This window comes from Planctomicrobium stercoris, assembly GCF_051465655.1.
GTDB lineage: Bacteria > Planctomycetota > Planctomycetia > Planctomycetales > Planctomycetaceae > Planctomicrobium.
The window spans coordinates 1,825,078-1,838,870 of the sequence record NZ_CP195791.1 but is presented as its reverse complement, the minus strand read 5'-3'; the positions used below and the strand labels follow the sequence as shown (position 1 = coordinate 1,838,870).

At 57.8% G+C, this 13,793-nt stretch carries 13 protein-coding genes; 11 read left to right on the top strand and 2 right to left on the bottom strand.

Annotation, left to right across the window (positions count from 1 at the left end; all coding sequences use genetic code 11):
• The first annotated feature begins 26 nt into the window (after positions 1-26).
• Together SH661x_RS07595 and SH661x_RS07590 are read left to right on the top strand one after the other, a co-directional pair.
• Positions 27-2,099: a pilus assembly protein N-terminal domain-containing protein gene (locus tag SH661x_RS07595; RefSeq protein ID WP_437229582.1), complete on the top strand. Its 2,073-nt coding sequence runs from the start codon at positions 27-29 to the stop codon at positions 2,097-2,099.
• 196 nt (positions 2,100-2,295) lie between these two features.
• Positions 2,296-2,997, top strand: a complete 702-nt coding sequence (locus tag SH661x_RS07590; RefSeq protein WP_437229580.1) for a hypothetical protein — start codon at positions 2,296-2,298, stop codon at positions 2,995-2,997.
• A gap of 341 nt (positions 2,998-3,338) precedes the next feature.
• On the opposite strand, the gene fae is transcribed toward SH661x_RS07590, so the two are convergent.
• Complete coding sequence (fae, locus tag SH661x_RS07585) at positions 3,339-3,884, bottom strand: formaldehyde-activating enzyme (protein WP_437231178.1); 546 nt, start codon at positions 3,882-3,884, stop codon at positions 3,339-3,341.
• Between the two features lie 258 nt (positions 3,885-4,142).
• Positions 4,143-5,102: a S24 family peptidase gene (locus SH661x_RS07580; protein WP_437229578.1), complete on the bottom strand. Its 960-nt coding sequence runs from the start codon at positions 5,100-5,102 to the stop codon at positions 4,143-4,145.
• A 179-nt stretch (positions 5,103-5,281) separates the two neighbouring features.
• Here SH661x_RS07580 and SH661x_RS07575 point away from each other — a divergent pair, with 179 nt between their 5' ends.
• The 9 genes from SH661x_RS07575 to SH661x_RS07535 all read left to right on the top strand — a co-directional run bounded on the left by SH661x_RS07575 (position 5,282) and on the right by SH661x_RS07535 (position 13,723).
• Positions 5,282-5,464 carry a hypothetical protein gene (locus tag SH661x_RS07575; RefSeq protein WP_437229576.1) on the top strand — a complete coding sequence of 61 codons (183 nt, stop codon included), beginning with the start codon at positions 5,282-5,284 and terminating at the stop codon, positions 5,462-5,464.
• A gap of 137 nt (positions 5,465-5,601) precedes the next feature.
• Positions 5,602-6,663: an AI-2E family transporter gene (locus SH661x_RS07570; RefSeq protein ID WP_437229574.1), complete on the top strand. Its 1,062-nt coding sequence runs from the start codon at positions 5,602-5,604 to the stop codon at positions 6,661-6,663.
• A gap of 404 nt (positions 6,664-7,067) precedes the next feature.
• On the top strand, positions 7,068-7,838 hold the full coding sequence (tpiA, locus tag SH661x_RS07565; RefSeq protein WP_437229572.1) for a triose-phosphate isomerase: 771 nt from the start codon (positions 7,068-7,070) through the stop codon (positions 7,836-7,838).
• A 106-nt stretch (positions 7,839-7,944) separates the two neighbouring features.
• Positions 7,945-8,538 (top strand): preprotein translocase subunit SecG, encoded by a 594-nt coding sequence (secG, locus tag SH661x_RS07560; protein WP_437229570.1) that lies wholly within the window; start codon positions 7,945-7,947, stop codon positions 8,536-8,538.
• 205 nt (positions 8,539-8,743) lie between these two features.
• On the top strand, positions 8,744-9,613 hold the full coding sequence (locus SH661x_RS07555) for a YicC/YloC family endoribonuclease (RefSeq protein ID WP_437229568.1): 870 nt from the start codon (positions 8,744-8,746) through the stop codon (positions 9,611-9,613).
• A gap of 82 nt (positions 9,614-9,695) precedes the next feature.
• Positions 9,696-10,091 (top strand): VOC family protein, encoded by a 396-nt coding sequence (locus SH661x_RS07550; RefSeq protein ID WP_437229566.1) that lies wholly within the window; start codon positions 9,696-9,698, stop codon positions 10,089-10,091.
• A 285-nt stretch (positions 10,092-10,376) separates the two neighbouring features.
• The gene (locus SH661x_RS07545; RefSeq protein ID WP_437229564.1) at positions 10,377-10,565 is read left to right on the top strand and encodes a hypothetical protein; all 189 of its coding nucleotides are present in this window, start codon (positions 10,377-10,379) and stop codon (positions 10,563-10,565) included.
• A gap of 460 nt (positions 10,566-11,025) precedes the next feature.
• Positions 11,026-12,381, top strand: coding sequence for a PhoH family protein (locus SH661x_RS07540; RefSeq protein ID WP_437229562.1), 1,356 nt, complete (start codon positions 11,026-11,028; stop codon positions 12,379-12,381).
• A 277-nt stretch (positions 12,382-12,658) separates the two neighbouring features.
• Positions 12,659-13,723 carry a hypothetical protein gene (locus tag SH661x_RS07535; RefSeq protein WP_437229560.1) on the top strand — a complete coding sequence of 355 codons (1,065 nt, stop codon included), beginning with the start codon at positions 12,659-12,661 and terminating at the stop codon, positions 13,721-13,723.
• Positions 13,724-13,793: the final 70 nt, after the last annotated feature.

Genomic DNA, 13,793 nt, shown 5'->3' with positions numbered 1-13,793 from the left:
CAAGCAAGCGATCGGAGCGACACTGGATGTCGATGAAATCCTGTCATCACGGACTCTGTCGGTGCGGGCGACACGCCGCGCATATCCGCACACCTCGGCGCGTCACCCTCACCCGCTGGATGGGGATGGCCTTCCTGATTGCAATCTGGTGCAATTCCTTTACTCAGGCTCAGGTCCCGGTCGTCAACTCCGCGTACGAAAACCCGAAACAGACACCGCCGCAGCAAACCGCATCCATCCAGCAAGTTCAGCTGATAGCAGATCCTCGCCGGCCTCTGGACCGGCGCATCGAAGCGATGCCTCGCGCGGACCAGAAACTCGAAGTCATTCATCATCGCAGCCAGCTGATTGTCACCAAACTCCCGATCCGCCGCATGGCCTGGTCGGACCCGTCCCTGCTGGATGTGGTGCAGTTCAGTCCGACTGAGATTTCTCTCATCGGTATCGCTCAAGGTTCAACCGACCTGTGGATCTGGTTCGACGGCCAGGAACAGCCGCTCATGTACGTCGTCACGATCATTCGTGACCCTAGTCTCGATGAGCAACGCAATGTGAACTACGGTCGAATCGAACGAAAGCTGGCCCTGCTCTATCCCAACAGCAAGGTCTATCTGATTCCCGTCTCGCGCAAGATCATCGTCCGTGGTGAAGCCCGGGATGCCGAAGAAGCTGCCAACATCATGCAGCTGGTGCGGGGCGAAGTCATTGCTCAGGAAGGTTATCTATTCGACGACCAGGCGATCAGCGGTTATGGAGGAGCAGGAGGCGGGGCCGGTGGATTCGGGGGGATTCAAGGGGGAGGTTTCGGCGACCAGTTCGGATGGAACGGCAACAACGGAGTCTCTTCACTCATCATCGATGAACTGCGAATTCCCGGTGAATTCCAGATTTCGATCAACGTCCGCATCGCGGAAATTCACCGCTCGCAGCTGCGGAACTACGGTGTGAACTGGGAAGCGCTCATCAACAACGGCGCTGTTCAGCTGACGTCGACCCTCAGCGGCGGTGCGCCGACACTGACCGGTGTTTTCGACAGCGGAAATTTCACCATCCTCATCGATGCCTTGGCGTCCAACGGGGTGGCCAAAGTTCTTGATGATGCCCGCGTGGTCACCCTCAGCGGTCAGCCTGCAGCGTTCCTCTCCGGAGGAGAGTTCGCTGTGCCCACGATTGTCGGTATCGGCGGAGCCCAGGGGCAGACCACTTCATTTCGAGGTTTCGGAACGTCAATCATCTGCACGCCGACGCTGCTGGATAACGATTTGATCCGTCTGCAGATTGTTCCTGAACTGAGTGCGATTAACTCAGGGAACTCCGTGGGGGGGATTCCCGGCGTGAATGTGCGACGCGTTCAGACACGGGTCGAACTCCGAGAAGGCCAGACGATCGCACTGGGAGGTGTATTCTCCCGTCGTGAAAATGCAGAAACCACACGCATTCCGTTCCTGGGTGAACTCCCCGTGGTCGGAAGCTGGCTGTTCAATACCAAACGAGCCACGGAAGACGAAACGGAAATGCTCATCATCGTGACTCCGGAACTGGTACGGGCAATGGACGCTGATCAGGTCCCGCCGCTTCCCGGATGGTACTCCACGCATCCCAACGATTGCGATTTCTACAAGTACAATCGCATTGAAGGGAACGCTGACATGGGCAACTATCAGTTGCTTCCGTACGGCAACGGCCAGGGTTACGGACAGGATGTCGGTTACAACTTTTTCAATCCGAGCCCTGCTGACGGTCAGCTGGCACCCGCACCGACCGGCGGGGCGCAGGGGCCGCTGCCGAACGCGGCGTATGCACCGGCATTCAACAACGAGGTTTATCCATCTGATCAATACGGTCCTGCTCCGGGCGGAAACCCGATGCCGCCATACATTCCCCAGCAGAATCCGCAGCCGACGCCCAGTTACGGGCCGCCGATGAACGGCAACGGATCTCCTCTGGGGGTTCCGAACGGTCCGGGTTACAACTCGAGTCCGATGCCGACTCCCGCGCAGCCAACCCCTGCTGCAACCACGCAAAACAGTGCTCCCCGGGGGCAAATCCAGCAGACGGCAGGACGCACGCCCGCACAACCGCAGCGAGCCCGACGTTAACGAATTCCAGAGATTGCCGAATTTCCCGGGGAATCGCAGCGGTTTCAACGGGAGTGTCGACTCCGGCAATTCAGCAGCTTCACAATAGTCGATATGACATGAGCGTTCCGGGTCCCGTCGTGGACAGGAATTGCCTCAAGGAAGGCAGCGAAGGTCCGAAAATCATTTTCGGACCTTCGACCAGGGGGGGGACTTCATGGCGAAGAAGATCAGATTCTCGAAATCGCTTTCGGTGCTGGGTCTAGTCGGCCTGGTTGCCGGCTGCTCCCATCACCGTGGTCAATGCAGTCCCACTTCCTGCAATCCCTGTGACCAGCAGGGGGCCTGCGCGACAGCTGAAGGATGCTGCGAATCCAATCCCTGTGGAAACTGTGACAAATGCTGCGGGTCTGGCTGTAATTCCTGCTGTGCGAAGCTTGGGGGTCTCCTGCACCGCAGTTCGAACGCCATCCCTGATACCCTTCCGCTGGGGAGTTCGGTCCGGGCCTATGATCAGGTCATGCAGACCAACGCGGAAGCGGTCGATTTCGTGATGTACCGGCTCGACTTCATCGGCCAGACCGCCGAGCTGACGTCTGACGGCAAGGATCATGTCCTCGAGATCGCTGCGAGGATGAGAAGTGCTCCGTTCCCGGTCATCATCGAACGTGAACCCAACAACTCGGATCCGGAACTGGATGCCCTGCGCAGAAACCTCGTGGCTCAGATCCTGACCGATCTGGGGAACAACGACGCGCAGCAGCGGACCGTGGTGGCCACCCCGTACGGCCCAGGCTTCTGGTCTCTGCCCGGACAGATCATGTACTACCAGTACATTGGCGTGGGCGGAAACAACTTCGGATACGGGGGTGGTGGCGGATTCGGTGGGGGCGGTGGATTCGGCGGCGGCGGATTCTAACACCTGTCTCAGGGGAGTGCGGCGGCGATTGGGGGAGATTCGTCGTTCGAAAGCTGTGCTGATCGCCGCCTGAACGCCACAAGAATAAACTCGCTTGCGCTTCGCGCTCTGACAGATCACTCTTTGAGCTTTTGAAGAGCCGCATTGGAGTACGAGAGCGAATCCCACAACGGTTTGGTCTCCGGGTTCGCAGAAACCCGGCTTCGCAAACGAACGACCACGCTCGGCAGGCGTTCACCCGAACCATCGTATCCTGAAAGTCCCGACTCATCCGCAACGCGGGCAGGTAGAGGTCAGGATTGCCTGCCCCCTGACCCCTGCCCCCTCACCTCTGCCGCCTGCTACAGCTTTCCTTCCAGAGCGAGACTGTGGAAGAAGTGCTCCACCTTGTTCTGGTTGGCCAACAGCCAGTCGATGCCCGGTTCGTTCCGCATTGCCTTACGAATCGCTTTGGCGGTCGCTTCCCGATTCGTTTCGAAGAGGATGTTCGGGTCGATTTCAACCTGAGTGACGCTGGGGTCCAGCCAGACTGAGACAATAATCCCCAGATCGTTCGCCTTCTCTTTGGGGATGTCCCCTGCACGGACCGCGTCCAGCACCCCGTGAGCGATGGCCGCCTGAACCGTTCCCATCAGGATGTTGGTGTACTTGCTGCTCTCCACCGTCACCTTGCTGACCATGACGGTCGCAGGGCGGATCTGCACATCGCTGTTGAGAATCGCAAAGACCTTCGTATGCCCTTTCGCCTGATTTCCGATCAGGTTGGCGATCGCATAACCGACCGGGCCATCGAGTTCGCCAATGACCACTTCGGGTTCAGCAGCCGACCAGGCCGGCTCGGCTTCCACAAGAGCCTCGCCCGTCCGCATGACGATTCGTTCCAGCACAGCCGGTTTGACAGCCTTCACGCTTTTGGTCGATTTCGCTGACTTCTTTTTCTTCGCCATGTTGCTTTTGCTTTCGGGTGAATTAGGAAATAGGAGTTAGGAGTCTGTTGATGATCGTAATGTTGGCGGTTTAGCTGCAGACTTGTATTGTGCAGTTAAACGGGGTTCCACAGAACTGCTCGGGCTTTTCTGAGTTCTTTAACCCCCTGCCACGTTAAACTTCAGTTGCCCTCTGCCCTCTGCCCTCTGCCCTCTGATTTAACTCAATCGAACAGAGGCCAAAACTCGCCAGGCCCAGAGGAGTTGCGAGCGGGGGAACCTTTGCACGCTGCTCCCTTCGTGAATCGGGATCAGCAGCACCTCATTTTCAATCGTCTGATACAGTTTGCAATTCACACCAATCTGACCACGCTGTCGAGCGACGCAAGGTTGCATCTCGACAGCTGGGAAACCGGGACTTGTGATCACCAGATCTCCGTCCTGGAATCGCGGGGACATACTCTCTCCATCAATTCTCCACGCGACCGCAGCAGGGTATTTCGCTTTCAATTCCCCCGCTGACAGAAACTCCAGGAAACCGTTTTCATCAGGCCGGGAATATTGAACGAGTGCCACCGGTTCGGAAACATTCGAAGAGTTCACAACCGTCTGCCCTGACGTTTCCAGAGCTTTCTGAGTGTGCAGCTGCAGGATCTTCTCGAGTCGTGAATCAGCTGCGGAGCCTCCGGCATCAACTTCAAGTTCGTGCCAGAAGTGAGCCAGTCCGGCAGCCGTGCTTCCGACAATGGGAATCAGATGACCGGCTCCTGTCGGAGGAAGCTCGGGTGCCGGTTTGATCCCCCCCTGCTCGATTCGAGACAGCAGCTGAACGAACTCCTGAGCGGACTTCAGCAGGTGCGGAGAGTGAGTCAGTAATCGCAAGAGTTCGTCAATCACCCGTTGCACAGGAGAAGGAACCGGCCCCGGGGGAGGAGCTGCTCGCTCTCCGGCTCCGGTCAGAAGCCAGATCAAACTGGTGCCGGTCACCCTTGCTGCATTGACCAGAAGATCTGCAGGCGGAATGCGTCCCGATTCGTAATGGACGTAACTGGTGACGGGGATTCCAAGATCCCGGGCAAAGCTGGATCTTCCCCGGTCACCGTAGTACAGCTGCCGGATTTCGGTCAGCCGCGCGCACAGCGGATGAATCGGAGTGAGTGATTGACCAGACTTACCCATTTGGGTATAATCGACAGACTATTCTCTGCAATCGAATAAATTCAAATAATGATCGATTGAAGGACCGTCGACGCTCACACAGAGGATCGGAGCCCATTTCAATATTCCACTGGGTCTCAACGGATAGTATCGAATCCGCGCTCACCTGAAATCCCTCTCACGACGGAAAATATCTTCCCATGAGTCGAGAATCTCGTGACCCGCAAGTTCAGAAGCCTTCGGCGGTCATTCCAGAGGACCGGGAGACCATGCTCAAAACGGTTCATCGGAACGTCGACGGAATGGCCTTATTGCTGCAGTTTCAAATGCAGCTGCTGGGGGAGATTCGCCGGTCCCTCAAGACTCTCAAGGTCGACAAATAGTCCATTGGGGGCGTTTCGACCTCGAACTGACGAGTCGCCTGGCGTCTGGGGGTTCGGCTTGAGATTTGCTTGTGCCCTGCAGCACTGGAGTCAAGGACTTCCCCCCGACCAGTTTCCCCTGCAGCGCGAGCCCAGGAATGAGCACAGACGTCGCCCTTCAAGAGCGGAATGCGATGACCTCCATCGATTCTCCGCCCCCCATCGAACTCACCGTTGTCAGTCTTGTTGTTTTGGCGACCATCGCAGTTGTGACCGTCATGGCACTTCTCGGCCCCGTGATCATTCCCGTGCTGACGGCGATCTTCCTGTTTTTCATCATCCGGCCAGCAACGAATCGGCTGCTGCGCTGGAATGTGCCGCGCTGGCTGACGTACGTGCTGCTGGTCGCTGGCCTCTCAGGCGTGGTCTACCTGCTCTCGCATCTGATCTATCAGGACGCAGAAAAGTTCACTCAGCAGCTCCCTGCAATGCAGGAGAAATCCGAGGCATTGCTCAAACGAATTCCCTGGGCAGGTCCAGACCCGCTCGATTCCGACACGATCACCGAGTTCTTCAATCTGAAACCGGGTGAAGTCTTTCAAAACATGTTCGGAACCGCCTGGCGGTTTACCGAAAGCATCATTCTGGTGCTCTTTTACCTGATCTTTGTCCTGCTGGACGCGGATCGCCTTCCCCAGCGGATGCGAATCGCCTTTCCCAAACAGGGGGCTACGCTTGTCCGGGCGTTCGAGAAGATCAGTGACGGCATTTCGCGGTACATGCGGGTCAAAACTCTGATCAGCCTGGGGATGGCTGCCTCCGTGGCGGTGATCCTCGTCAGCTTCGGAGTTTCCAACTGGTTGCTCTGGGCGTTCCTCACCTTCCTGCTGAACTACATCACCTACATCGGAAGCCTATTGGCGCTGATTCCCCCGATTCTCCTTTCGCTGCTGCAGTTTGATCATCTCACAGTCTGGTTGATTCTCGTCGGACTGCTGTTCCTCAACAGGTTTATCTGGATCGACTTCCTGGAGATCCGTCATACCGGGAAGCAGCTGCGGATTAACAACGTGCTCCTGTTGTTTTCGATCGTCTTCTGGGGCTGGTTCTGGGGGATCACTGGCATGGTGCTGGCCGTGCCGATGCTCTCAGCGTTGCGAATCATTCTGGCTCAGTTCGACAGCACCCGCTCGTGGGCGGTGCTGATCAGTGAAGATTGAAGTCACCACGGAGAGACGGAGACACGGAGGAGTGAACGGTCACAGTCCGGTTCTGCGGGGTGAATTCCCGACCGCGACGTTTCTGAACTTCGTCGCGACTCCCCTGCAGCATGTCGTTAGGTATCAGGAACCTGCCCTCGGACATTTCTCCTCAAATCGATCCTGATCACAAGTTCTCAGCGACTCGACCTGACAATAACCCTCCGTGGCTCGGTGTCTCCGTGGTGAATTCCTCCTCCTCAACCTGAAACATCCAGGATCGAGGGCGATCCACCTGAGTTCAGGAACACTCGCAGGCTGCGGCGCCCCCTGCTAGGATTCATCGCTTTTCCGGTCGGTGTCAGCGCGGAAGATCCGACGAGCCCGGCCCAGTGAATTCGGACAGAAGCCTTCGAGGAAGAGTTATGCGTCGTTACATGGTGGCCGGCAACTGGAAAATGAACACCACCCGTGCCGAGGGTGTGGCACTGGCCAAAGCGATTGTCGAAGGTTCCAAAGAGGCTGCCGGGAACCTTGACGTTCTCATTTGCCCCCCCTTCCCTTACCTGATTCCCGTCCTCGACGCGGTCCAGGGAAGCCGGGTCATCGTCGGGGCTCAGAACGCCTACTTCGAAGCACCCGGGGCATTCACCGGGGAAGTCTCGCTCGACATGCTGCAGGATGTCGGTTGCAAATCGGTCATTCTCGGCCACAGCGAACGTCGCCATGTGCTCGGCGAAACAGATGCGATCATTAACCGTAAAGTCTTGGCAACACTCAAGAAAGGCTTGCAGCCGATCCTCTGTGTGGGCGAACTTCTGGAAGAACGCCAGGGTGAACAGACTGAGGCGGTCCTGGATCGCCAGATGGCCGGCGGGCTGGCGGATGTGACTGCCGAGCAGATGGCCAATGTCGTCATCGCCTACGAACCGGTCTGGGCGATCGGGACCGGATTGACAGCCACCCCCGAGCAGGCGGATTCTGCGCATGCTCACCTTCGCAAATGGCTCGAAACCCGCTACACTCCCGAAGTTGCGAAGTCCACGCGGATTCTCTACGGCGGCAGCGTCAAAGCGAATAACGCAGCGACTTTGCTCGGCCAGCCCAACGTGGATGGTGCATTGGTCGGAGGAGCCAGCCTGAAAGCGGCCGATTTCCTGCCGATCATCGAGGCGGGAGCTCAGGCTTCCAAGTAAGAAAATCGAACGGTTCGAGAGATCGAGCCATCCGTTCCTGACAGAGATCAGAGACAGAGTTTCGTGCCGGTGCAAGGATCGCCCGGCTTAATGAAAGGGTTCAGTCGTGCTTGTGTTGATTCTGCAGATTCTCCTCCTCGTGGTGGGATTGTTCCTGATGCTGATCATCCTCCTCCAGCGGGGACGCGGGGGCGGGCTGGCAGGAGCCTTTGGCGGAACCGGCGGACAAAGCGCGTTCGGAACCAAAGCGGGCGACCTGTTCACCTGGATCACCGTCGGCACAGCCTCTGTCTGGGTCCTGCTGGCCGGGATCAGCGGCTGCGTGATGCGGAATGCCAGCGATTCGTTTGCCCGGTCGCAGTTCGCCAGCGAAGAAGAAAAAGCAGAGGAAGCCGGCGCGACCTCCGCAACTGGCAGCGACGGCGAGATTCCTGAATCCACCGAGAAGAAGGAAGAGACGGCTCCGGCAACTGAAAAACCTGCTGAGACAACCACTCCTCCAGCAACAACCGAACCCGCAGCATCGGAAGCGACCCCTCCAGCGAAACCGGAAGGTTCAGCTCCACCGTCTCTGCCTGCTCCGGAAGCGTCCACCTCGACTCCGGAACCTGCTCCCGCTCCGGCTCCGGCTGAGGAAGCTGCTCCAGAGACACCTGCCCCGGAGACCAGTCCAGAACCGGCTCCAGCAGAACAGCAGTAACAACTCGATACGGCTTTCTGAGTCGCGGTGGCAACACCGCGACTCAAATTGCTTTCAGAGCGAGGGAATGCACTCCCTGGCAATGGAAACGATCACTTCCCGTTGATCGAGAATTGCCACTCTGGGAGCAATGCCAGATGACCATTGATAATTGACAAATGACCAAATCTTTTCCTGCTAGTCAGAGGCGACCGTGCTACTGAGTATGACTGGGCACGGAGATGCCTCCGGCCGCAACGATCGCATCAGCGTGACCGCCGAAGTGCGGAGCGTGAATAATCGGCACCTCAAGATCACGCTGCGCTGCCCTGACCCGTTTCTGGCACTCGAAGCCAATGTCGATCGGCTCGTGCGGGAAATGGTTTCGCGAGGGACCTTCACCATTCATCTGCGGATCCGGCAGCTGGGAGACCTCTCCGCATTCCGGTTGAACGCCGGCGTCGCCCGCCAGTACTGGGCTCAGATCCAGGAAATGTCCCAGTCGATGGGGATCAATCCGCCCGCCGATATCACTCCCCTGCTGTCGCTGCCGGGGATTGTCGGTGATGAAGACCTGCGGGCGGTTCACGAATCGGACTGGCCGCTGCTGGAAGAAGTCCTCATCGCTGCGATGAAGAACCTGCAGGAGTTTCGCCGCGAAGAAGGAAACTACATGGCGGCCGAACTGCGGTCGCTGTGCAATGTCATCGAAGAGAATGCCGAGCAGATCGCGCTGCAGGCCCCGTCCATTGCATTGGAATACCGGGACCGCCTGAAGACACGCGTCAACGAGATGCTGGCCGCCAGCTCCGTCAAAGTCACCGACAACGACGTGATCCGTGAGGTGAGCCTGTTTGCGGATCGGTGCGACATCACCGAAGAGCTGATGCGTCTGCGATCGCACCTGCTGCAGTATCGCAGCCTGCTCGATGGAGAAGGAACCAACGGCCGCAAGCTGGAGTTCCTCGGTCAGGAACTGTTCCGCGAGATCAACACGACAGGCTCGAAGGCAAACAACATCGAGATCGCCCACCGGGTCGTTGAGATGAAAGCCGCGATCGAGAAGATGCGAGAAATCGTGTTGAACGTCGAGTGAGAAGAGCGATCAGTTTTCAGTGACGAGGCTCACTCATCTTTTCAGCTCTGGACTCTCTGCTCTCGACTCTGGACTCCTCCCCATGCCCATTCGCGTCAAGCAGATCGATCATGTGACCTTGGTGGTCGCGAACCTGGAGGCCTCCCGGCGATTCTATGTGGATGTGCTGGGGATGCAGCAGGTTCCCCGCCCGAACTTCAACTTCGACGGGCTGTGGTTTCAGGCCGGCTCCACACTCATCCATCTGATCCTGGAGCATGCGGAATCCGGGCCAGCGGGCAATCACATTCCCCCGGGCAGTTCTGTGAGCCGGACCCGTCATTTCGCCTTCGAAGTCGACGACGCACTGGCGGCCAAACGCGTGCTGGATGAACTGGGGATTCCGCTGGTGGCGGGACCGAAGACCCGGCCGGACGGTGCAACCCAGATCTGCATTCTCGACCCGGACCGCCACGTCATCGAGCTGTTTCACTCGTAGCGGTCGGCTTGCAGCCCCTTCCCGTCTGTGCCGATTTTTCCTGAACGTCCGTTTTTTTTTGGCAGAAGAACGGATTTCCCCGCGATATTTCAGGACCGCCCCGATCAGGCGTGCAGAAAAGTCGATGAAGAGACCAGGTGATGTGGCAGCGCCAGGTCAACTTTGGCTGGCCCCTGCAGCGTTCACCTGTTTATACTCCTTCCTTCATGGTCGCGGGTTCCTGTACCTTTTTCGTGAATGCGTATCAGAGAATTGACAGCTTCGGCAGAGAACAAAATGCAGGAAATGCCTAAACGAGTCGTCCTGGGATCGATGGCTGTGGCGGCACTGGTCGCGCTGGCTGCCATCTTGGATCTGTTCGTCGGCATCCCCTTCTCCGGCACCTCCCACACCCGCGTGATGGACGTCATCTTCATACTCTGCAGCGGGATCGTGATCTACCTGGGCTGGTCGGTGTTTAAGGAACTGAGTTGAGTCGCTTTGGGTCGAGAGTCCAGAGCTGGGAGTCCAGAGCCCGAGTATCTGCCAATGAGTTCCGGGTGGCCCAGACACCGTCTGGGCAGCGCAGCTGCAGGAGGCATGTCCTGCACCGTTCATCCCCACGGATGACTCCTCGATACGAAGCTCATTCGAGAATAGAAGCATGCCGGTCGCTTGCACGCTTTTCGACAAGCCTCTTGTTCCTTCGGAACCCAGACTTTGTCTGGGGCACCTCGGGGACTCTTCTTACGTTTGGCGCTTTGCCGATTTTGTGAACTTTGAATGAAACCTCCTCCAGACGGCGGAACGCATCTTGACGGAATCGTCGGAAAGAGGAGAATCCAGAACCAGAGACAGTGCTCGGCTCGCGATGATGAGAAGTCCGCATCCTTGCAGGCATCTCCCAGCATCATGAGCCAGGAAAGTTCCGAGTCCTTTATCTGGAGCTGCATGTATGATCTCAGGCATGGAGGCCGAGACTCTGGTTGAAACCGGCGTCAAGCTGTTTGTTCTCGACACAAACGTCATCCTTCACGATTCCAGATGCCTGAAACAGTTTAAAGAGCACGATCTCGCGATCCCGATCACGGTCCTGGAAGAGCTGGACCAGTTCAAAAAAGGGAACGGAGAAATCCATCATCATGCTCGCGAATTCCTCCGCGCGCTGGATGAGCTGACCGGCGACATCCTCTGCGACTCCGGCGCCAACCTCGGCGAAGGACTGGGAAATATCCGCGTCATTCTCGGGTCAGAGCCCGACCCTCGCGTCGAAAATCTGCTGCTGAGCGACTGTGCAGATCATCGCATTCTCAGCGTCGCCCTGAGATTGAAACAGGCCGAGCCGCACCGTCAGGTGGTGCTCGTCACCAAGGACACCAATCTGCGTCTCAAGGCGAAGTCCTTCTCTCTCCCCGCGCAGGACTACACGACCGACAAAGCCGAAAGCGTGGAGCGGCTCTATTCCGGCAAGCGGACTCTCATCGGGCTTCCCAGCGAATTGATTGATCGCATCTATGACGACTCCGACTGCGTCCAGATGACCGACGTTCCCATGCTGATCGAGCCGAAGCCGAATGAAAATTTCGTGCTCAAGAACGGTTCGAAGTCAGCCATGGCCACGTGTCGCGGAACGAATCGGTTCCTCACCCGCGTGACCCGGCCAACCGCATTCGGGATCACCGCTCGCAACGCTGAACAGGCCTTCGCCCTCACGGCCCTGCTGGACGATTCGATTCAGCTGGTCACACTCACCGGCAAGGCAGGTTCGGGGAAAACATTGCTCGCGCTGGCTGCCGGTCTGGAATGCCGAAAGAACTACCGGCAGATTCTCCTCAGCCGCCCGACCGTCCCGCTCAGTAACAAAGACCTGGGGTTCCTCCCCGGAGATATCTCCGCCAAGCTGGATCCCTACATGCAGCCGCTCTTCGATAACCTGTCCGTCATCCGGCAGGAGCAGGGAACGGCGGACCGTAACGACAAGCTGCAGGAGATGCTCGACAACCAGAAACTGGAGATCACTCCGCTGGCGTACATCCGCGGCCGCAGCCTGCAGCGTGTCTTCTTCATCATCGATGAAGCCCAGAACCTGACGCCGCACGAAGTGAAAACGATCATCACCCGAGCCGGCGAGGGGACCAAGATCATCCTCACCGGAGACATCCGCCAGATCGACCACCCCTATCTCGACTCACGCTCCAACGGATTGACGTACCTGATCAACCGCATGGTCGGGCAGTCGATCTACGCTCACATCGCGCTGGAGAAGAGTGAGCGCTCGCTGCTGGCGGAGATTGCCAGTGACTTGCTGTGAGGAACTTCCAATGCGGTGTCAGGGCTAAAATGGGGGGTGCCACGGCTCTCTGAGCCGTGCGAATACGAGTGGATGGGTGCATTTTTCCCTCAGCCTATCCACGGTGGAAGCCGCTTCAACTTTCGGCACTGCTCGCAGAGCAGTGGCACCCAGCATTCGCTTCCTCGCACTTTGGCTGCTCAATCCGCTGTTGCCCTCAAACCGGCTTTCCGGATACTCTCCCCGCCCCGCGTCCGCGCGCTCTGTCCCGCCTGTTCCCGAACATGGAGGTTCGGCCATGCTCCGATTTGGATTCATCTACAGCTGTTTCATGATCGTGGCCGGTTCTTCGCTTTTGGCGGAACTCCCCACGGGTCCGGTCCCTGCGGAGCCCAAGAGTTTCCATGCGGACGCGGAGCCGACTCTGGCAAAGACTCGTGATCAGGAAGGGACTGCCGCGCCGAGTCGTGTCGAAAACCCGATCCCTGCTGCGGTTTCACGTGCCTATTTCGAAGAAAACGGTCCGTACACCCCGGCCCCTCCCAGGTTCCTGCTTCCGGAGACTCAGCGAGTCGCTGAGGAGCACCAAGCTCAACAGACAGCTGCCGAAGCTGAGTTTTATTCAGACGGCCCTGCTCCGTCGATGGCCATCCTGCGAGAGAAGCAGAAACAGCTTCAGGCATTGCAGATGGAGATTGCGGAGCTGGAAAAGCGGCTGGGTGTGGCGAAGCAGTATCAGGTGGAATGTTTCATGGGGGAAGTTTCCATGGATCAGCTGCGGAAACTGGACCCGGAAATTCAATGGGACGACAAGTCGTTATCGGTGGTCAATTTCATCGAACAAGCCGATCAGGGCCGATCACTGCCAGTCCAGCAGTTTCGAGCAATTGAAGCGTGCCTGATGCGGACGGGATCGATGAAGGCATTGATGTCACCCAAGCTGGTGACAAGTGCCCGCCAACCGGCAAGTCTCCGTGCGGGCGGAGAATTTCCAGTGCAGACAGCGTCCGGCGAGAAAGCAAACGTCGACATGTGGGAATTCGGTGAGAAATTCTCAACGCTCGTGGAACCGCTGGCTGAGAACCGCGTTCGGATTTCCGTGAGTCCGGAACATGTCGAACGGGACTTGAAGCATGCCGTCAAAGTCAATGGCCAAGTGATTCCGGGCTTAAGGACTCGGGCGTTCGCATTTGATGCGGAAATGGAAGTCGGCAGCACACTCGTCAGGACGATGGTGTCTTCTCGTGAAAAGAACAATACGGCATACACGCTACTGGCAGTGACTGTCACTGCCGTTCAGCCGCTGGAGACCGCGGCTGAGCAACCACGATTGGAACCGATCCCGGAAACCGAAACACGGTAGTTGAAACAGTCCTGCCAAGCTGTTGAAAGACGCACAGACAGAAATGTCTGTGCCACCAAATGTTCCCGAC

Bases quoted from the DNA above. Each gene is read 5' to 3' on its own strand.
- SH661x_RS07595 (WP_437229582.1), top strand. From the start codon at position 27: ATGTCGATGAAATCCTGTCATCACGGACTCTGTCGGTGCGGGCGACAC.
- SH661x_RS07590 (WP_437229580.1), top strand. From the start codon at position 2,296: ATGGCGAAGAAGATCAGATTCTCGAAATCGCTTTCGGTGCTGGGTCTA.
- SH661x_RS07580 (WP_437229578.1), bottom strand. From the start codon at position 5,102: ATGGGTAAGTCTGGTCAATCACTCACTCCGATTCATCCGCTGTGCGCG.
- SH661x_RS07575 (WP_437229576.1), top strand. From the start codon at position 5,282: ATGAGTCGAGAATCTCGTGACCCGCAAGTTCAGAAGCCTTCGGCGGTC.
- SH661x_RS07570 (WP_437229574.1), top strand. From the start codon at position 5,602: ATGAGCACAGACGTCGCCCTTCAAGAGCGGAATGCGATGACCTCCATC.
- tpiA (WP_437229572.1), top strand. From the start codon at position 7,068: ATGCGTCGTTACATGGTGGCCGGCAACTGGAAAATGAACACCACCCGT.
- SH661x_RS07555 (WP_437229568.1), top strand. From the start codon at position 8,744: ATGACTGGGCACGGAGATGCCTCCGGCCGCAACGATCGCATCAGCGTG.
- SH661x_RS07550 (WP_437229566.1), top strand. From the start codon at position 9,696: ATGCCCATTCGCGTCAAGCAGATCGATCATGTGACCTTGGTGGTCGCG.
- SH661x_RS07545 (WP_437229564.1), top strand. From the start codon at position 10,377: ATGCCTAAACGAGTCGTCCTGGGATCGATGGCTGTGGCGGCACTGGTC.
- SH661x_RS07540 (WP_437229562.1), top strand. From the start codon at position 11,026: ATGATCTCAGGCATGGAGGCCGAGACTCTGGTTGAAACCGGCGTCAAG.
- SH661x_RS07535 (WP_437229560.1), top strand. From the start codon at position 12,659: ATGCTCCGATTTGGATTCATCTACAGCTGTTTCATGATCGTGGCCGGT.